The 18272-nt window shown below is 73.7% G+C and carries 12 protein-coding genes; 5 read left to right on the top strand and 7 right to left on the bottom strand.

Features of this window, described 5'->3' with window-relative positions:
* Positions 1-24: 24 nt before the first annotated feature.
* Positions 25-3870, top strand: a complete 3846-nt coding sequence (locus ACZ7LE_RS07860) for a phosphodiester glycosidase family protein (RefSeq protein ID WP_470402727.1) — start codon at positions 25-27, stop codon at positions 3868-3870.
* 68 nt (positions 3871-3938) lie between these two features.
* Here ACZ7LE_RS07860 and ACZ7LE_RS07855 read toward each other — a convergent pair whose 3' ends face one another.
* Positions 3939-4784 carry an alpha/beta fold hydrolase gene (locus tag ACZ7LE_RS07855; RefSeq protein WP_470402726.1) on the bottom strand — a complete coding sequence of 282 codons (846 nt, stop codon included), beginning with the start codon at positions 4782-4784 and terminating at the stop codon, positions 3939-3941.
* 109 nt (positions 4785-4893) lie between these two features.
* Between ACZ7LE_RS07855 and ACZ7LE_RS07850 the strand changes: the two genes are divergently transcribed.
* The 3 genes from ACZ7LE_RS07850 to ACZ7LE_RS07840 all read left to right on the top strand — a co-directional run bounded on the left by ACZ7LE_RS07850 (position 4894) and on the right by ACZ7LE_RS07840 (position 9546).
* On the top strand, positions 4894-7683 hold the full coding sequence (locus tag ACZ7LE_RS07850; RefSeq protein WP_470402725.1) for a helix-turn-helix transcriptional regulator: 2790 nt from the start codon (positions 4894-4896) through the stop codon (positions 7681-7683).
* 105 nt (positions 7684-7788) lie between these two features.
* Positions 7789-8613 (top strand): alpha/beta fold hydrolase, encoded by an 825-nt coding sequence (locus ACZ7LE_RS07845; protein ID WP_470402724.1) that lies wholly within the window; start codon positions 7789-7791, stop codon positions 8611-8613.
* Positions 8614-8721: 108 nt separating this feature from the next.
* Positions 8722-9546 (top strand): alpha/beta hydrolase, encoded by an 825-nt coding sequence (locus tag ACZ7LE_RS07840; RefSeq protein ID WP_470402723.1) that lies wholly within the window; start codon positions 8722-8724, stop codon positions 9544-9546.
* Between the two features lie 186 nt (positions 9547-9732).
* Here the strand turns inward: ACZ7LE_RS07840 and ACZ7LE_RS07835 are convergent, their stop codons facing one another.
* Entirely contained in the window at positions 9733-11034 is a 1302-nt protein-coding gene (locus ACZ7LE_RS07835) for an MFS transporter (RefSeq protein WP_470402722.1), read from the bottom strand.
* Between the two features lie 73 nt (positions 11035-11107).
* Positions 11108-12115, bottom strand: coding sequence for a helix-turn-helix domain-containing protein (locus tag ACZ7LE_RS07830; RefSeq protein ID WP_397392955.1), 1008 nt, complete (start codon positions 12113-12115; stop codon positions 11108-11110).
* Positions 12116-12231: 116 nt separating this feature from the next.
* On the opposite strand from ACZ7LE_RS07830, the gene ACZ7LE_RS07825 reads away from it, so the two are divergent.
* Positions 12232-16071, top strand: a complete 3840-nt coding sequence (locus tag ACZ7LE_RS07825) for a S8 family serine peptidase (protein WP_470402721.1) — start codon at positions 12232-12234, stop codon at positions 16069-16071.
* A gap of 80 nt (positions 16072-16151) precedes the next feature.
* On the opposite strand, the gene ACZ7LE_RS07820 is transcribed toward ACZ7LE_RS07825, so the two are convergent.
* From ACZ7LE_RS07820 to ACZ7LE_RS07805, 4 genes are all read right to left on the bottom strand, one after another.
* Positions 16152-16457, bottom strand: a complete 306-nt coding sequence (locus ACZ7LE_RS07820; RefSeq protein WP_470402720.1) for a helix-turn-helix domain-containing protein — start codon at positions 16455-16457, stop codon at positions 16152-16154.
* Positions 16454-16843 (bottom strand): type II toxin-antitoxin system RelE/ParE family toxin, encoded by a 390-nt coding sequence (locus ACZ7LE_RS07815; RefSeq protein ID WP_470402719.1) that lies wholly within the window; start codon positions 16841-16843, stop codon positions 16454-16456. Before ACZ7LE_RS07815 ends, ACZ7LE_RS07820 begins: the two co-directional genes overlap by 4 nt.
* Before the next feature lie 72 nt (positions 16844-16915).
* A complete protein-coding gene (locus ACZ7LE_RS07810; protein ID WP_470402718.1) occupies positions 16916-17227 on the bottom strand; it encodes a hypothetical protein in 312 nt (103 codons plus the stop codon).
* A gap of 313 nt (positions 17228-17540) precedes the next feature.
* Positions 17541-18143: a hypothetical protein gene (locus ACZ7LE_RS07805; protein ID WP_470402717.1), complete on the bottom strand. Its 603-nt coding sequence runs from the start codon at positions 18141-18143 to the stop codon at positions 17541-17543.
* Positions 18144-18272 lie beyond the last annotated feature (129 nt).

The following is an 18272-nucleotide window of genomic DNA, read 5'->3' as shown; positions in this document are numbered from 1 at the left end:
CCCCTCCGCACACGAGGAACCCCCATGCGCACTACGACCCCGAATCGCCGGTGGTCCCGCTCCCTGGCCGCGGCTGTCGCCGCGGCCACCCTTCTGACAGCGCTGCCATCCGTGGCCCAGGCCTCCGACACCCTGGAGTCCGGCAACCCGGTGGACGAGCTCACCCTGATCGACACGGTCGAGGACGTCGGCCCGGGCATCAGCCTGCGGCACCTGAAGGCGGTGGAGGCGGGCGGCTGGTACGACGCCCGCTTCCTCACCGTCGACCTCTCCGAGGATGCCGTCAGCACCGACCTGCTGACCGCCGGCCCGGTCGCGTCGGCCGGCCCGCTGAGCGCCGCCGCCAACCGGGCAGGTGCTGTCGCCGGCGTCAACGGCGAGTTCTTCGACATCGGCAACAGCAACGCCGCCCTGGGCGGCGAGGTGCAGGGCGGCGTGCTGCGCAAGTCCGCGGACGTCGGCGGGCGCGAGCACGTCGGCGTGAGCAGTGCGGGCATCGCGCAGCTCGTCGACCTCGCCGTCGACGCGAGCGCCGACCTGGCGGGGGCCGCGCACGACGTGCTGTCGGTGAACGCCGCGAACGGGGGCGGCGTGCCCGCGAACGGCATGGTCGCGTACACCCCGGTGTGGGGCGAGTACAGCCGCAACCGCGGGTTCACGAACGTCGCGGCGGACCGGATCGCCGAGGTGGTCGCGGACGACGGCGCCGTGGTGTCGGTCGCTCCGTCGGGTCCGGCGGGCTCGGGGCAGCTCCCGGAGGGCGGGTTCGCCCTGGTGGGACGGGACGGTGCGGCCGACGCCCTGCGGGCGCTGCGGCCGGGCGACCCGGTGTCCCTGCGCTACGGGCTGGCCGACGAGGCCACCCGCGACCTGGAGTTCGCACTCGGGCACGGCGGCACGATCGTGCGCGACGGCAAGGTGGTCGACGGTCTGCAGACGTCGGTCGCGCCGCGGACCGCGCTCGGTTTCAAGGACGGCGGCCGCACGCTCGTGCTGGCGACCTGGGACGGCCCGGGCGGCACCGGCAAGGGCGGTGTCGGCATCGACAAGGCCGCACGCGACCTGGTCCGGCAGGGCGTCGAGACCGCGGTGAACCTGGACGGCGGCGGCTCGACCACCATGGTCGCGCGGGCGCTGGGCGACCAGGACGCGACCCTGCGCAACGTGCCCTCGGACGGGCACGAGCGCAACGACCCGAACGGCGTGGGCGTCTTCGTCGCCCCGGGTGACGGCCGCCTGCACGACCTCCTGGTCTCCCCCGCCGCCGGCGCGGCCACCGCGGACGGCGACCTGCGGGTCTTCCCCGGCCTGCACCGCACCCTGGTGGCCAAGGGCACCGACGACCACGAGACACCGGTCGAGGTGGACGCCGGCGACGTGCGCTGGGACGCGCGCGGTGCGTCGGTGACCGGCGGGCGGCTCCAGGCCCCGGCGAAGGCCCGCGGCGAGATCACCGTCACCGCCCGGTCGGGCCGCGAGCGCGACACGGCGGACGTCCGCGTGCTCGGCGCCCTGGACGACGTCGAGCTGTCGACCGAGCGGCTGTCGATCGCGGACGCGACGTCGTCCGCCGTCACGGTCGGGGTGACCGGACGCGACGCCCAGGGCTTCACCGCCCCGATCGAGGCCGGCGACCTGGAGCTCGACTACGACCGCGACGTGGTCCGGGTCGAGCCGGCGCCCGGCGGTCTGCGGATCACCCCGCTGCGGGACGCGGCGACGATCCTCACGATCGCCGTCGCGGGCGAGTCCGTGCAGCTCCCGATCACGATCGGCGTGCAGAACGTCACGGTCTACGACTTCGACGACGACGTGCTCGCCCGCTGGCGCAACAACAGCACCCGGGCCACGTCGTTCTCCGCGGACCCGGACGGTCTGCGGGTCGACTTCGAGGGCATGCGTAACGTCGGCATCTCCGCGGCGTCGGCGTCCGTGCGCGTCCCCGTGCCCGGCCAGCCGCTGCGCCTGCGGGTGCGGCTCAAGTCGAGCATCTCCGTGCCGAGCGGCCTCACCTACATCGCCTACGTCGACGCGACCGGCAAGAGCGGCGGCGTCTACGGCACCGGCCTGACGCCGTCCGACGACTGGCAGAACGCCACGTTCACGCTGCCCGCCACCACGGCGTACCCGATCTCGGTCACGGGCTGGCAGGGCATCAACACCAACGCGGCCCAGCAGAAGCCGGGCACGTTCGTGCTGGACCGGATCGAGGCCGACGTCCCGACGTCGATCGAGCTGCCCCCGCGCCCCGACCTGGAGGCCGACCCGCTGATCTCCGTCGACGGCGAGGGCCTCGACGGCCGCGGCACGTGGAACTTCGCCACGCTGTCCGACGTCCAGTTCACCGCCGACAATACCGACCTGACCCAGGTCGCCACCACGGCGCTGCACACGATCCGCGCCACGAGGCCGGACCTCGTGGTCCTCAACGGCGACATCACCGACCGCGGCCTGCCGCAGGACATCGCGCTCGCCCGTCAGGTCCTGGAGGACGCCGGGTGCGACCTCGTCGCGGTCGGCGAGGAGCCGGCGCCGGACAGCACGCCCGACCCGCGCTCGGGCACGGTGCCCTGCTACTACGTGCCGGGCAACCACGAGTCGTACGGGCTGAACAACACGCAGGCCACGCTCGACCCGTTCGTCGCCGAGTTCGGGCAGCCGTACCGGACCTTCGACCACAAGGGCACGCGGTTCGTGCTGCTCGCCAGCTCGTACGGCACGCTGCGCGGCACCGCCTGGGACCAGCTCCCGATGCTGCAGAAGGCGCTGGCGGACGCCGAGCGCGACCGCACGGTGGACAACGTCGTCGTCTTCGCCCACCACCCGGTGGCCGACCCGGGCGACACCGCCGCCAGCCAGCTCGGTGACGGCAACGAGGTGGCGCTGGTCCAGAGCATGCTCACCGGGTTCCGGGAACGCACGGACAAGGGCGCGGTCATGGTCGGGTCCCACGCCCAGATCGTGGACGTGCATCGCGAGGAGGGCGTGCCGTACGTGGTGCTGCCGTCGTCCGGCAAGAGCCCCTACGGCACGCCCGACCGGGGCGGCTTCACGGGCTGGGTGAGCTGGTCGGTGGACCCGCGCGGCGAGGCCGACGAGCAGTGGGTCGAGGCCGACGTCCGCGCGTTCGCGCAGTCCGTCGAGCTGACCACGCCCGAGACGCTCGAGGTGGGCACGACGGCGCAGCTCAGCGGCAACATCGTCCAGCCGAACGGCGTCGCGGAGGGCACCCGTGTGGTGCCGCTGCGCTACCCGATGTCGGTGCACTGGAGCGGGTCGCACGACCTCGCGATCGGCTCCGGCGAGCGCGCCGTCGAGGCGGCCCGCCGCTCCGGCAAGGTGGCGGTGCTCGACCCGGAGACCCGGACCCTGACGGCGCTGCGCCGCGGCGAGGTGACCGTCACGGTCACCAACGACGCGATGCGGCCCTACGACGGCGACGCGTCGCTGGCGCCGGTCACCACGTCCGAGACGATCGACGTGGTCCCGGCGGCGGACGCCGGTCCGCGGATCACCGCCGAGGCCCCGGTGTTCACGGCACAGCCCGTGGGCACCCGCGGCCAGGTGCAGAAGGTGACGATCACGAGCACCGGCACGGCGCCCGTCCGGATCCGCGCGGTGGACGTCGAGGACGACGAGCGGCACAGCCCGTTCACGGTCGACCGCGACCGCTGTGACGACCGGGTCCTCGCGCCCGGCCGGACCTGCGAGGTGTGGGTGCGGTTCGACCCGGTGCGCCCGGACGAGACGTCCACGGCGGAGCTCCGACTCACGACGAACGGCGTCGGGCGCACCGTGACGGTGCCGCTGACCGGCACCAGCACCAGGCTCACCTGGACCAGGACGGACGACGGTCCGGCGCGCCACTGAGGCCACCGCTGGTCGAGCTTGTCGAGACCTGGGTCTCGACAAGCTCGACCGGCACGACGGGCTCGACGTCAGCTGTTGCGGGCCGCGTCCAGGATGACCCTGGTGACGGCCCCCGGCTGGCTGATCATCGCGACGTGGGAGCTCTTGAGCTCGACCGTCGTGGAGCCGGCGCGCTTCGCCATGGCCCGTTCCGCCTGGGGCGGGATGATCCGGTCGTTCTTGGCCACGATGTACCAGCTCGGGATGTCCTCCCAGGCGGGTGGGCCGGACGGCGTCACCAGCGAGCTGAGCGTCGCCGGGCGCTGGGTCGCGGCCATGAACCGCGCCTCGTCGCGCGGGAGGTCCTGGGCGAACAGCCGCGGGAACCAGACGGGGTCGATGTACGCGTCGGCGTCGTTCTCCGGGGCCCCGGGGTAGGGGCGCAGCACGAGGTGGTCGATCACCTCGGGCGGCGGGCCACCGCCCAGCGCGTTGGCGTCGGCGACCGTCTCCCCCTCAGCGAGCGCGAAGCCCGCGACGTAGACCAGGGCCTCGACGTCCGGGTCGCCGGTCGCGGCGTTGGTGATCACGGCACCGCCGTAGGAGTGGCCCACCAGCACGATCGGCCCCTCGATCGTGTCGAGGAACAGGCGCAGGTACTCGCTGTCCGACGTCGCGCCGCGCAGCGGGTTGGAGAACGCGATGACCGGGTAGCCGCGGTCCATGAGGCGTTCGGAGACGCCGGACCAGCCGCTGGAGTCGGCGAACGCGCCGTGGACCAGCACGACGGTGGGCTTGTCGTGGTCGCCGTGGCCCCCGGAGGGGCCGTGCGTACGGGCCGGCGTCGCGGCGCCGGTCACGGAAGAGAGTGCGAGCAGCGTCGTGGCGAGCGCTGCGACCAGTGCGGTGGGGCGGGTGAAGCGTCTCCTGGTCATCGGTATGTCTCCTGTCGTGGTACGGACACCAAAGATCATCCGCAGCAGGCCGGGTGATATGGACCACGTGAACCGCGTAGTCCCTCGCCGTCGGCCCTACCGTGGGCGCATGGAGACCGCCGCCGCCCCCGTCGGGCGCGACGAGGAGCTGCGCCGGCTGGCCACGCTGCTCGGCGGTGCGCGCAACGGCCGGGGCGGCTCGCTGCTGGTCCTGGGCGAACCGGGCATCGGCAAGACCTGCCTGCTGACGGCGGCGACGCACGCCACAGGCCTCGCCACGATCCGCCTGGACGGGTACGAGTCGGAGTCGACCATCCCGTTCGCCGCCGTGCAGCGGCTCGTCTCCCTGCTCCGCGAGCACTGCGAGAGCCTCCCGGAGCGGCAGCGGCAGGCGGTGCGCGTGGCGTCCGGCCAGGCCGACGGGCCCGCCCCGGACCGCTTCCTGGTGGGCCTCGGCGTGCTCGGCCTCCTGGCCGCGGCCGGGGCCAGGCGGCCGGTGGTGTGCGTGGTCGACGACGCCCACCTGATCGACGCCGAGAGCCTCGACGCGCTCGCCTTCGTGGCGCGGCGCCTCGCGGTCGAGAACGTGGCGGTCGTGTTCGCGGCCCGGGACGACGGCGGGTTCGCCGACCGGATGGGCGGGGTGCCGCGGCTCGGCCTCACGGGCCTCTCCCCGGAGGCGGCCGCGCAGCTCCTGAACCGTTCGGCGGAGCGGCCGCTCGCGCCGTCGGCGGCCGCCGCCATCGCCCGCGCGACCGGCGGCAACCCCCTGGCCCTGATCGACCTGGCGGGCGACGCCCTGGTGCACGAGCTGCCGGACCTGGGCCTCGGCGGGGCGCCGGTGCCCGTCGGCCGGCACCTCGAGGAGCACTACGTACGGCAGGTGCGCCGGGCCGACCCGCACGTGCAGACCTGGGTGCTGCTGGCCGCGGCGGACTCGACGGGGAACATCGACCTCGTGACCGCCGCGGCGGCCGACGTGGGCCTGGGACCCGACGACGGCGACCGGGCCGAGGTGGCCGGCCTGGTGGAGCTGCAGCCCGTCGTGCGGTTCCGGCACCCCCTGGTGCGGTCCGCCGTCTACAACGCCGCGCCGGGCGCGGAGCTGCGCCGGATGCACGGCGCGCTCGCGCGGGCGGCCGAGGGGCTCGGCATGGTCGAGACCGAGGCCTGGCACGCCGCGCGTGCCGTGCTGGGCACGGACCCCGCCGTCGCCGACCGGCTGGCGCACACCGCGGACCTCGCCGCGCGGCGCGGCGGCCTCGCCTCGCGTGCGACGATCCTGACCCGGGCGGCCGAGCTGACCGCGCCCGGCCCGGTCCGCGACGCGCGCCAGGTCGGCGCCGCCGAGGCCGCGCTGGCCGTGGGGGCGGTCCACGTGGCCCAGCGGCTCGCGGACGAGATCGACCTGCCCGCCGTGGACCCGGTGACGCGCGGCCGCGCGCTGGCCGTACGCACCGCGCTCAGCCTCTTCACCGCCGACGCCGACCAGGTGCGCGGCGCCACCGCGGCGCACCTGCGCGCCGCCGACGCGTTCCACGGACACGACGCCGAGCGGGAGCAGGTGGCCCTGATCCGGGCGTTCGACAGCTGCTGCTCGGCCGAACGGCTGGTGGTGGGGGTCACCCGGACCGAGCTGGGGCGCCGCCTGTCCGCGGGAGCCGCCGTGGCGGACGGCCCGGCGGCGGACGTCTTGCGCGGGCTGGGCGCACTGATCCTCGAACCGTACGAGCGCGCGGTCGCCCCGGCGCGCGCGGCGTTCGACGCCGTCCTCGCCCTGCCCGACGACCACCTCATGCAGATGGGCACCATCATCGCGGCGCTCGGCTCCTTCCTGTGGGACGACGGCGGCCGCGGCGCCGCGCTCGAGCGGGCCGCCGACGCGGCGCGGGACGCCGGGGCGCTGCAGTCGCTCGACACCCTGCTGTGGGTGATGGCGATCTCCGAGCTCTGGGGCGGCACCGCCCGCCGGGCCGCGCGGTACGACGAGCTCGTCCGCGAGGTACGCCATGCCATGGGCTACGACGCCCAGAACGTCGTCAACGTCGCGGTGCTGGCCTGGACCGGGGCTCCGCGCGAGGTCGTGCAGGCGGTCGCCACGGGCGCGGACGCCGTCGGGTTCGGCGGGGTCGGCGCGTCCGCCGTCGCCTCGCTCGCCGTCCGGGACCTCGCCGAGGGGCACTACGGTGCCGCCTACGAGCGGTTCGGCCCGCTGATGGCGCAGCCATTCCTCCAGGTCACGCCGACCCAGTACCCGGACTACGTGGAGGCGGCCGCGCGGAGCGGGCAGCCCGGCGAGGCGTCGCGGGTCGCGGGGATCCTGGCGGCGCTGGCGGACGCGAACGGCTCCGACTGGTGCCGCGGGGTGGCGGAGCGGGCGCTGGCGCTGGCTGCCGGGGACGAGGACGCCGAACGACACCACCTCGCGTCGATCGAGGCCCTCGGCCGCACCGGGGCCGAGATGGACCTCGGCCGGGCCCACCTCGTGTACGGCGAGTGGCTCCGTCGCGTCCGGCGGCGCCGGGCGGCCGGCGAACAGCTCCAGCTCGCCCTCGAGCACCTCCGGCACAGCGGGGCCGAGCTCTTCGTCCCCCGCGCCCAGGCGGAGCTCGAGGCGGCCGGGCTGCACGAGGTCGCGGGGGCTGCGCCACACCGCTTCGACCTGACGGCGCAGGAGCACACGGTGGCACGGCTCGCCGGGTCCGGGCACACCAACCCCGAGATCGCGGCGAACCTGTTCATCAGCCCCAGCACCGTCGACTACCACCTGCGCAAGGTCTTCCAGAAGCTCGGGGTCACCTCGCGGCGGCAGCTCGCCGACCGGCTGGCGGCCCCGCCGTCGTCGGCGCCGGGCGCGACCCCGCCGTCGGACGAGAATCCCCGCCCCACCACGTCGTAGCCCAGGTCACGGGCCTGCGACGGACTACGTGGTTCGCGTGGTCCGCGCGGACGGGGGTGGGCGGCAAGGTCAAGGTTCATCACCCGACCGACCAAGGGGGGCCACATGCCTTACGTCACCGCCGACGACGGCGCCGAGATCTTCTACCGGGACTGGGGCACGGACGGCACGCCCGTGCTGCTGAGCCACGGCTGGCCGCTGAGCTCCGACGCGTGGGAGGCGGCGGCGCTGTTCCTGGCCGAGCGGGGCCACCGCGTCGTCGCGCACGACCGGCGCGGCCACGGCCGGTCCAGCCAGACCTGGCAGGGCAACGAGATGGACACCTACGCCGACGACCTGGCGGTGCTCATCGACACGCTCGACCTGCGCGACCTGACCCTCGTCGGTCATTCCACCGGCGGCGGCGAGATCGTGCGGTACGTGGGCCGGCACGGCACGGCGCGGGTCGCCAGGCTCGTGCTGGTCTCCGCCGTGCCGCCGCTCATGGTGCGCACCGACGACAACCCCGAGGGCCTGCCGCCCGAGACCTTCGACGCCATCCGCGCGGGCGAGCGGGCCAACCGGGCCCAGCTCTACCGCGACCTGGCCGACGGCCCGTTCTTCGGGCACAACCGGAACCAGGACGTCGACCAGGGGTTCCGCGACGCGTTCTGGGCGCAGGGCATGGCGACCGGGCACCGCGGCGCCTACGAGTGCATCGCCGCGTTCTCGGCCACGGACTTCCGGCCCGACCTCGCCAAGGTCGACGTGCCGACGCTGGTCATCCACGGCGACGACGACCAGATCGTGCCCTTCGAGGTGGGCGGCAAGCGGTCCGCCGCGCTGGTCGACGACGCCGTCCTGACCGTCTACGAGGGCGCCTCCCACGCCCTGCCCGACACGGCGCGCGAGCGCCTGCACGCCGACCTGCTGGCGTTCATCGACGGCTGACCGGCCGCACCGCACTACTCCGTCCGTCCCCGCTGTTCCCCGCTGTTTCCCCGCTGTTCCCGCTGTTCCCGCTGTTCCCGCTGTTCCCGCACCCCGAGGAGCCCTGTCATGAACGCAGCACAACCCGACACCGTCGTCCTGGTCTACGGCCTCTGGATGACCCCGCGCAGCTGGGAGGCCTGGGTCGACCACTACCGGGCCAAGGGCCTGAACGTGGTGACGCCCGGCTACCCCGGCTTCGAGATCGAGGTCGAGGCCCTGCGGGCCGACCCGGACCTCATCGCGAAGCTCACCGTGCCCGAGACGGTCGACCACCTCGCCGGTGTCATCGAGGCGCTGCCGAGCGCGCCGATCATCATGGGTCACTCGTTCGGCGGGACGCTCACGCAGCTCCTGCTCGCCCGGGGGCTCGGCGCCGCGGGCGTGGTGATCGACTCCGCGCCGACCGAGGGCGTGCGGGTCAACCCGTTGTCCCAGGCCAAGTCCCTGTTCCCCGCGCTGAAGAACCCCGCCAACCGGCACCGCGCCGTCGGCTTCACGGCCGAGGAGTTCCACTACGCGTTCACCAACACGCTCTCGGAGGAGGAGTCCCGGCAGGTCTGGGAGCGGTACGCCATCCCGGCGCCGGGACACTGGGTCTGGGAGTACGGCCTGTTCGCCAACTTCAAGCCCGGACCGCAGGAGACCTGGGTGGACTACGCCGCCGACCGCGCTCCCCTGCTGTTCATCGCGGGCAGCGAGGACCACATCATGCCGCCGTCGGTGAACCGGTCGAACGCCAAGCACTACGACAAGTCGCCCGCGATCACGGAGTACTACGAGTTCGAGGGCCGCGACCACTGGACGTGCGGCGCGGAGGGCTGGCAGGAGGTCGCGGACCACGCGCTGGCGTGGGCCCAGGAGCACGCGTCCGCCGACAAGCCGGTCGCCTGACGCCTGACTCCTGACTCCGGACGCCTGACGCCTGACGCCTGACGTCTGACTCCTGACACACCTCACCTTTGAGGCCCGGGTTTCTTCGCTTTGACGTAGTCCAAAGCGAAGAAACCCGGGCCTCAAAGGGAAGTGGGGCGCCGGGGCCGCGGTCAGGCCGGGCCCGCGGTCAGGCCAGTTCCGCTGTCAGGCCGGGCTCGCGGCGGCGGGGGACGACGTCGGGGTCGCGTCCGCGACGCCGTTCACCTCCGGCGTCACCCGCCGCCCGACGGCGTACGACGTCGCCGCGATCCCGGCGCAGCCCGCCACGACCACGCCGATGAAGGCCCCGGCCCAGCCGTGCTCCAGCAGCAGCCCCGCCACCACGGGCCCGGCGATGGTGCCCGCCTGGAACGAGCCCGACCCGATCGCGTTGTACCGGCCGCGCAGGTGCGCGGGCGCCATGTCGTTGGTCAGGGCGGGCAGCACCGACTGCATGAGGGTCTCCCCCAAGCCGAACACGCCGTGGAACGCCAGGACGATCACCACGGCCGCCAGCCCGCCCGGCATCAGCCCCGTCACCCCGAGCAGCAGCCAGGCCGCCGCCCAGACCACGGCCATGAGCGCCAGCACCCGCGTGCGGCGGCGTCCGCTGACCCGGTTCATCACCCAGAACTGCAGCGCCACGATCACCACGGTGTTCACCACGAACGCGAAGCCGACCACGCGCGTGGACACCTCGGCGACCTGTCGCGCGAAGGCCGGGAAGCCGCCCTCCATCTGGCCGTAGCCCACGAACGCCGCGAGCAGCCCGAGCGCGGCGAGCCACAGGACCTCGGGCCGGCGCAGGATCGCCAGGTAGCTCTCGCCGCCCACCTCGGCGTCGTGCGGCCGGTCCACGCGACCGTGCAGGTGGCGCAGCGGCCCGAGCAGCACCACGATCGGGAGCAGGAACGTCGCGGCGTTGACCAGGAACGCCATGACGAAGGTGCCGGGCCGGTCGACGTCGACCACGAGCCCGCCGACCACGCCGCCCACACCGACGCCGAGGTTGAGCAGCGCGAAGTTCACGCCGTAGTACCGCTGCCGCAGGTCGCCGTCGACCACCGTGGCCACGAGCGCGTTGACCGACGGCCAGCCGACGCCGAGCTGCACGCCGAACAGGGCGAGCCCGGCGGCCGCGACGAGCGGGGTCGTGGCGAAGGCCAGCACCGAGTAGCCCGCCACGGCGAAGAACAGGCCGGTCAGCATGACGCGCCGGGCGCCGTACCGGTCCACGAGGGCGCCGGCCGGGCCGGTCACGAGCACGCCGACCACGGCGATCAGGCCCATGAGCGTGCCGGACAGGGCGAGCGAGAACCCCCGCACCTCGTGCAGGTAGATGATCGTGAAGGGGAGCGTCAGGCCGCGGCCGAAGAACTGCACCACCACGGTGGACAGCAGCCAGCGGCCGTCCTGCGGCAGGTCCGCCCAGAATCCGAGGGCGCCGGTGCGTGGAGAAGAGGTCACTGCCCGATCCTCACCCCGGGCGCGGCGGCGCGGAAAGCGGATTTCGGACGTCACCGTGCCGGCGTCGGGAACGTCACACCGGCACGGCCCCCGAGCGCACCCAGCCGCGGGTCGCGGCGTGCCAGCCGAGCTGCACCCGCGTCTCGACGCCGGCGAGGTCCATCAGCGCCCGGACCCGCCGCTGCACGGTGCGCAGGGACGTGCCGAGCTGTTTGGCCACCGCCTGGTCGGTGAGCCCGGCGAGCAGCAGCCCGAGCACGCGGGCGTCGTCGTCGTCCACGTGGTCCACGACGTCGCCGGCCAGGCCGGACGTGCCCACCAGCAGCGGCGTCGCCCGGTCCCACACGTTCTCGAAGAGCGCGAGCAGGGCGTCGAGCAGCGTGCTCTCCCGGACCAGCAGCGCGCCGACGACGTCGCCCGACGACGTGAGCGGCATCAGGGCGAGCCGGCGGTCGATGACGATGAGCTTGAGCGGCACGCGCTCGGCGAACCGGACGTCCTCCCCCGCCTCCGTGGCCTCGACGGCCTCGTCGATCGTCACGTCCTGGCTCTCCAGCATGCTGCGCTCGACGACCACGCGGTACTGCACGCCCCGCTCCACGGCCTGGCCCTCGGCAGAGTTCTCCTGGCTGGACGTGACGATCACGGGCGGCCGCACGAAGGCGTCGACGCACTCGCGCGCGCCGAGCTGGAGCTGCTCGAACCGGTGTCGCACCGCGTCCTCGCCCCGGATCACGTCGACCACGTCGGTGGGCCCGCGGCCCGCCGCGGCCACCCGGTAGACCTCCTCCAGGCGGCTGAGCTCGACCTCCGCGTGCCGCACCTCGTCCTGCCGGCGCGCGAGGAGGGCGCCGAGCGCGATCGCGGGCGGCGCGGCGGCGAACCGACGCTCGTCGCCGGTGATCCGCGCGGCCAGGCCGTGCTCCTCCAGGCGGCGCAGCAACCGGTGGGCGTCCCCCAGCGAGGTGCCGAAGGGGCTGAGCGCGGCCGCGAGATCCGCCACGGTCGCCGAGGGCAGGGCGACGAGCTCGCTGTACGCGAGGGTCTCGTCAGGGGTCAGTCCGAGCACGTCGCCGAGCATGGCACTCCTCCGTCACGTCGATGGGTGCCCAACTCTGGCGGAGTCGCGACATGCCGTAAAGCCGCCACGATGCGCCTCTTGTGACGTGTCGCCGCTCGCTGGGAGTGTCCAGGTCCATGAGATCCCCCACTCGGCGCGGGCTGTCGGCCGCCACCCGGGCCGCCGCGGCAGTCGCCGCGACCGCCCTGGTCGCTGCGATGGCCACCACGGCGCACGCGACAACCGACCCCACGTCCGCCGCAGAGCCCGCCGCGGGCCCCCGCAGCTCGTCCGGTCCTGGCGGCTCCGGCGGCTCCGGCGCCGCGCCGCGGACGCCTGCCCTGGCCGACGGCCGCACCACCGTCACCCTCGTGACCGGCGACGTCGTCGACGTCACCACGACCGACACGGGCGCGCTGACAGTCGGCGTCGAGCCGGCCGACGGCGGCGCCGTCCGCACCCAGCAGGTGGGCGACCATCTCTACGTGGTGCCCGACGCCGCGCTGCCGTACCTGGCCGCGGGGACGCTCGACCGGCGGCTCTTCGACGTCACCACGCTGCTGGAGCTCCAGTACGACGACGAGACCGTGGCCGCGACGCCGCTCATCCTGGAGCACACCCGCGCCGCGGCGCGCTCCGCCACGTCCGACCTGCCGGGGGCCAGGCGCACGCTCGACCTGCCGAGCATCGACGCGTCCGCCGTGGACGCGAGCAAGAAGAAGGCGTCGGCGTTCTGGTCGGCGGTCGCCGCACCCGAGGCCGCGTCGGCGCGAGCCGCGCGCGGCGCGGCGGCGGACGCCGGCACGTTCCGCGGCGGAGTCGAGAAGATCTGGCTCGACGGCAAGGCCGAGTCCACGCTGGACCACAGCACCGCGCAGATCGGCGCGCCCGAGGCGTGGGCCGCGGGCTTCGACGGCACGGGCGCCACGGTGGCCGTGCTCGACACCGGCATCGACGCCACGCACCCCGACGTCGCCGACCAGATCGCGCAGGCGGAGTCGTTCGTGCCCGGCCAGGCGGTCGACGACGACCAGCACGGGCACGGCACGCACGTCGCCTCCACTGTGCTCGGCACGGGCGCGGCGAGCGAGGGCCTGTACAAGGGCGTCGCCCCGGGCGCCGACCTGCTGGTCGGCAAGGTGCTCGACAACGACGGCTACGGCCAGGACTCCTGGATCATCGCGGGCATGGAGTGGGGTGCCGCGAACGCGGACGTCGTCTCCATGAGCCTCGGCGACTCGAGCCTCAACGACGGCACCGACCCCATGGCGCAGGCGCTCAACGCGCTGAGCGAGGAGACGGGCGCCCTGTTCGTCGTCGCGGCCGGCAACAGCTACGCGGAGGGTTCGCTCGGCAGCCCGGGCACGGCGGACGCCGCGCTCACGGTCGGCGCGGTGGACGACGACGACGTGCGCGCCGACTTCTCCAGCTACGGCCCGCGCGTGGGCGACCACGCGATCAAGCCCGACCTGACGGCGCCCGGCGTCGGCATCGTCGCGGCCCGTTCACAGCAGTCGGGCGGCGAGGGCTGGTACGTGTCGATGAACGGCACCTCCATGGCCACCCCGCACGTCGCGGGCGCGGCCGCCATCGTCAAGGGCGCGCACCCGGAGCTCACCGGTCAGCAGCTCAAGGAGGCGCTGGTCTCCTCCGCCGCCGACATCGACGCCCCGGCGTACGAGGTGGGCACGGGGCGACTGGACGTCCCGGCCGCGCTCGACGGCGTGGACGCCTCCGGCGCCGGCTTCCTCGGCTTCTACGACTGGCCGCACGATGGCGACGAGCCCGCGAGCAGCACCGTCACCTTCACCAACGCCACGGACGCCGACGTCACGCTCGCGCTGAGCACCGACGTCACCGGGCCGGACGGCGCGCCGAGCGACCTGATGACCCTGTCCGCCTCCGAGGTGGTGGTCCCGGCGAGCGGCACGGCCGACGTCACGGTCACCGCCGACGCCGACGACGCCGGCCTGGCCGGCAAGTACAGCGGCGCCGTCGTCGGCACGGACGCCTCGGGCGAGGTGACCGTCCGGACCGCCGTCGCGCTGGTCAAGGAGGAGGAGCGGTACGGCCTCGACATCACGGCGCTCGACCGGTCCGGCGAGCCGGCCGGCGGTTACGTGGACTTCTACCGCTACGGCGACCAGTTCGTCAGCAGCCTGCCGATCGACCCGGCCACGGGCGAGGTGCCGACGCAGCGTCTGCAGCCCGGCGTCTACTCCGCGACCGCGTTCCTCGACGTCGCCGGCTCGACGGGCCCCGGCTCGACCGGCATCGCGCTGGTCGGCGACCCGCAGGTCGTCGTCACGGACGCGGACCAGTCGCTCGTGCTGGACGCACGCGACGCCGACGAGCTGACGCTCGACACGCCCCGCGCGAGCGACGTCGCCTACCGGCGGTTCCAGTTCTTCAACGACTCCGGGATCGGCGGCCTGTACTCGACGTTCGGCGCCACGTACGCCGTCCCGGCGGACGTCGACTCGTTCTACGCCGCGAGGACCGGCCCCGTCGACAGCGCCGACTTCGACTTCGCCGTGCGGTGGCGGGCCACCGAGCCGGCGCTCGACGTCCGGGCCTGGACGCCGCTGCCCGCGGCGTTCGACCCGGTCTACCAGGTCGGCTCGGCACGGCTCGACGGCCGGGTCTCGCTGCGGGCCGTCGCGGCCGGCACGGGTACGGCCGCCGAGTACGAGGGCGTGCACGCCGAGGGCCGCGCGGTCCTCGTGACCCGGGACGACGCCGTGTCCGCCGAGGAGCGGGAGGCCGCCGCCCAGGCGGCTGGTGCCGCCCTGCTGGTGGTCGTCAACGACCGGCCGGGCTCCCTGGTCGGGTACGCGACGCAGGGTGACGTGCCCGTCGTCTCGGTGCGGGCCGCGCAGGGCGCGAGGCTCCTCGCGGCGGCGGGCAAGGGCCGGCTCACCCTGACCGGCAAGGCAGTCGAGTTCCCGACGTACCTGTACGACGTGTCCAAGAGCTGGCCCGGCGAGATCCCTGCCGAGCTCGCCCTGGCGCCGTCGACACGGCAGCTCGCGACGGTCGAGAGCCGGTACAACGACACCGAGGCGCGTCTCGCGGTCGACGACCGCGCGGACTGCCGCGACTACCAGTGGCCGCCGTGCCTCAGCGTCCGGGTGCTGCAGCCGACGGCGTCGGAGCGGACGGACTACGTCTCCACCTACGACGACGTCACCTGGTACGAGAACGTGGAGCACGAGAGCACCTGGGAGCAGCGCGGCGTCCGGCAGGCGTACGAGCCGCGCAGCACCACCGTGCGCGACTGGTTCGCGCCGGTCACCGCGCCTCGCACGGGTGACGGCTACTGGGGTCCGTGGCACAGCGGCGACTGGTTCGCGGTCAACGTGTCGGCCGCGGGCGGCCAGGACGGCCTCACCGGCGGCTTCCCGTGGGGCGAGACCCCGGTGACCTCCCGGCTCTACCAGGGCGACACCCTGGTGCGGGAGAACATCGGCCAGGCGGTCCAGGCCTCGGTCCCGGCGGTCGAGGGGCCGCAGGCCTACCGGTTCGAGATCGACACCGACGCCGCCGACGACACTCACCGGTACTCGACGAGCACCCGCACGTCGTGGACCTTCGTGGCCGACCAGGCGGACGCCGAGGTGCCGGGGCAGACCGGCACGCCGCTCCCGCTGGTCCAGCTCGACTACGACGTGGACACCGCGCTGGACGGCACGGTCCGGGCCGGCTCGACCGTGCCGTTCGCGGTGGAGCCGTACACGGTGCCGGGCGCGCCGCGGGCGGGCACGGTCAAGGGGGCGACGCTGGAGGTCAGCTACGACGGCGGCACCACGTGGTCCAAGGTCTCGCTGCGGCGCGACGACGACCGCTGGGAGACGCGCCTGCGCATCCCGTCCCGCGGCGCCGACCTGGTCTCGCTGCGGGCCACCGCCCGTGACGACGCCGGCAACTCGGTGACCCAGGAGGTCACGGCGGCGTTCGGCATCTCCGGCAAGAAGTAGTCCCGCAGGAACGCCGACGAGGCCCGGTCCCCCGCACCCAGCGGGAGACCGGGCCTCGTGTCGCGAAGGGTTCGACCGGATCAGGCGACGATGTACCGTGTGTCGCCGATCGTGACCTCAACACTCAGAGTGCCGCCCAGAGCCTGGGCGTAGCGGCGCAAGGTGTCGAGCCGAGTCGACTCCGCGCCGCCCGACTCGATCTGCGAGACCCGGTTCTGACCGACGTGCATACGCGCCGCGAGCTCGGCCTGGGTCAGGTCCTGCTGGGTACGTAGCTCGCGCAGCTGCCAGGCCCGCTGCCGCGCGAGCAGCCGCTCCTCGGCGGCGGCCACCTTCTCCGGATCGACCGGCCGAGCCCGGTCGAGGTCGTCAAGGCTTCGGGTCATCGTTCCTCTCCTCTTCCTGCGTCGCCGTCGGCCCGCCTCCAGAGCGCCTCGAGATGGACGTCGTAGCGGTCGTCAGCCATCGGGATCGCGGACCGGTACCAATCCTGCCAGCGACCTGCCTTGTCACCGCCGACCAGCAGAATCGCAGATCTCTCGGGGTCGAAAGCAAACAACACGCGCAGTTCGCTGCGACCTGCTGACCCTGGCCGCAGCTCCTTCATGTTCTTGTGCCGCGATCCGACAACCGTGTCCACCAGCGGCCGACCCAGCTGCGGACCTCGGTCGCGCAACACGTTGAGCGCAGCACGCACCTGAACGAACGACTCCTCCTCCAACCCGGTCAACCACTCGAACACCGCCTCGTCGAACTCCACATCCCAAGCCACACTATCAGGCTATCGTGATGTACTGATGGTGTCGCGACGAACGAGCGCAGCGCGGCGGCCCCCCGGGGGGCGTCACGGGAACAGCATGAAGTAGTTGAAGGCGCTCAGGAACGAGTTCCATGCGACACGACCCGTCGAGACACCCAGTCGCCGCGATGCCCTCCACGAGGAGACACCCATCAGCAGCGTCCCCGACAGGCACAGCGCGACGGTCAGCACCCTGATCCACCCGGGAATCGGGAACACAAGGGCGACGAAGGAGATCAGCAGGCCGACGAAGCCGATCCAGACGGCGACCACCGCCGTCGGAGTCGCGAACTCCTGGGCGAACGAGATCCCTCTGCGAGGGCGAGCGCGTCCGGCCTCATCGACCTGTCCGTTCATCGGAGGAAGCCTCCCAGGACGCATGCGCATCGCGCAGGGTTACGGAGAGGGAGCAGTGCTACTTCTCCGTTACCCAACCCGTCCGCACGTCTTCGCACGCGGCGGTCCAGGTTCGGCCCGACCCCGGTTCGCCTCGTCGAGTCCCCTTTGAGGCCCGGGTTTCTTCGCTTTGAGCTGGCTCAAAGCGAAGAAACCCGGGCGTCAAAGGTGATGTGGCCGCGGCAGCCCCGGCACCGGGGTCCGCCACACGCGGTCGACGGCGGCCGGCGGCCGGCGGCCGGCAGCCGGCAACCGAAGACGACCGGCGGTCAGCTCAGTCGCAGCTGTCGCAGACGCCCGTGGCCGGGAGCTGCATGAAGCAGGTCGGGCAGGTCGGCGGGGCCGGCTCGGGCTCCTGGGCGGCCGCCGCCTTCGTCTTCCTCGCGGCCTTCGCGGCGCTCGTCCGTCCGGCCGGTGTGGCCGGGGTCGACAGCACCAGGCGCTCGTACCCGCCCTCGTCCTTGCGCAGGTCTACGGCGTCCTTGCTGAAGAAGGCCGTCACCTCGTGCCCCGTGCCGGGCGAGACCGCGATGTACGTGCGCGTGGTCGGGATCCAGATGCGGGACGTGTCCAGGCCCTCCGCGATGGCGCGCATGGCCGGCCGGTTCGCCTGCGGGACCTGCAGCGCCTCGAGCGCCGCGTCGAGGGACTCGAAGTCGTCGCGGCCCGGGTCGCCGTCGAGGGCGATGAGGCACGACCTGCAGATCTTGAACTTCTGGCGGTCCAGCTCGGTCGCGGGCTGGAGCGTCGCCAACCGGCTCGGGGTCAGGTGCGGGCAGTCCTTGCCGTGCAGGACCTTGCCGTAGGGCACCCGGTAGAGCAGCTCGATCGGTATCTCCGCCCCCGCCTCCGCAGGGGTCACGATGGACGTAGTCACACTCCAGTATCGCGGTTCCGCGGACTCCCTCCTGCCACGGGTGTCATCTGCGGCGGAGCTCGGCCCGGATGAGGTCGGCGTAGACGTCGACCCTCGTGTACCCGCTGTAGGCGTCCGCGCACACCGCGC

It is taken from the genome of Promicromonospora sp. NPDC110617, from assembly GCF_055598465.1.
The sequence above is the reverse complement of the archived record's forward strand: the minus strand, read 5'-3'. Positions and strand labels throughout refer to the sequence as shown.

What these genes read in the sequence shown, in the direction of transcription:
- ACZ7LE_RS07860 (WP_470402727.1), top strand. Translation starts at nt 25, where the DNA reads ATGCGCACTACGACCCCGAATCGCCGGTGGTCCCGCTCCCTGGCCGCG.
- ACZ7LE_RS07855 (WP_470402726.1), bottom strand. Translation starts at nt 4,784, where the DNA reads ATGACCAGGAGACGCTTCACCCGCCCCACCGCACTGGTCGCAGCGCTC.
- ACZ7LE_RS07850 (WP_470402725.1), top strand. Translation starts at nt 4,894, where the DNA reads ATGGAGACCGCCGCCGCCCCCGTCGGGCGCGACGAGGAGCTGCGCCGG.
- ACZ7LE_RS07845 (WP_470402724.1), top strand. Translation starts at nt 7,789, where the DNA reads ATGCCTTACGTCACCGCCGACGACGGCGCCGAGATCTTCTACCGGGAC.
- ACZ7LE_RS07840 (WP_470402723.1), top strand. Translation starts at nt 8,722, where the DNA reads ATGAACGCAGCACAACCCGACACCGTCGTCCTGGTCTACGGCCTCTGG.
- ACZ7LE_RS07830 (WP_397392955.1), bottom strand. Translation starts at nt 12,115, where the DNA reads ATGCTCGGCGACGTGCTCGGACTGACCCCTGACGAGACCCTCGCGTAC.
- ACZ7LE_RS07825 (WP_470402721.1), top strand. Translation starts at nt 12,232, where the DNA reads ATGAGATCCCCCACTCGGCGCGGGCTGTCGGCCGCCACCCGGGCCGCC.
- ACZ7LE_RS07820 (WP_470402720.1), bottom strand. Translation starts at nt 16,457, where the DNA reads ATGACCCGAAGCCTTGACGACCTCGACCGGGCTCGGCCGGTCGATCCG.
- ACZ7LE_RS07810 (WP_470402718.1), bottom strand. Translation starts at nt 17,227, where the DNA reads ATGAACGGACAGGTCGATGAGGCCGGACGCGCTCGCCCTCGCAGAGGG.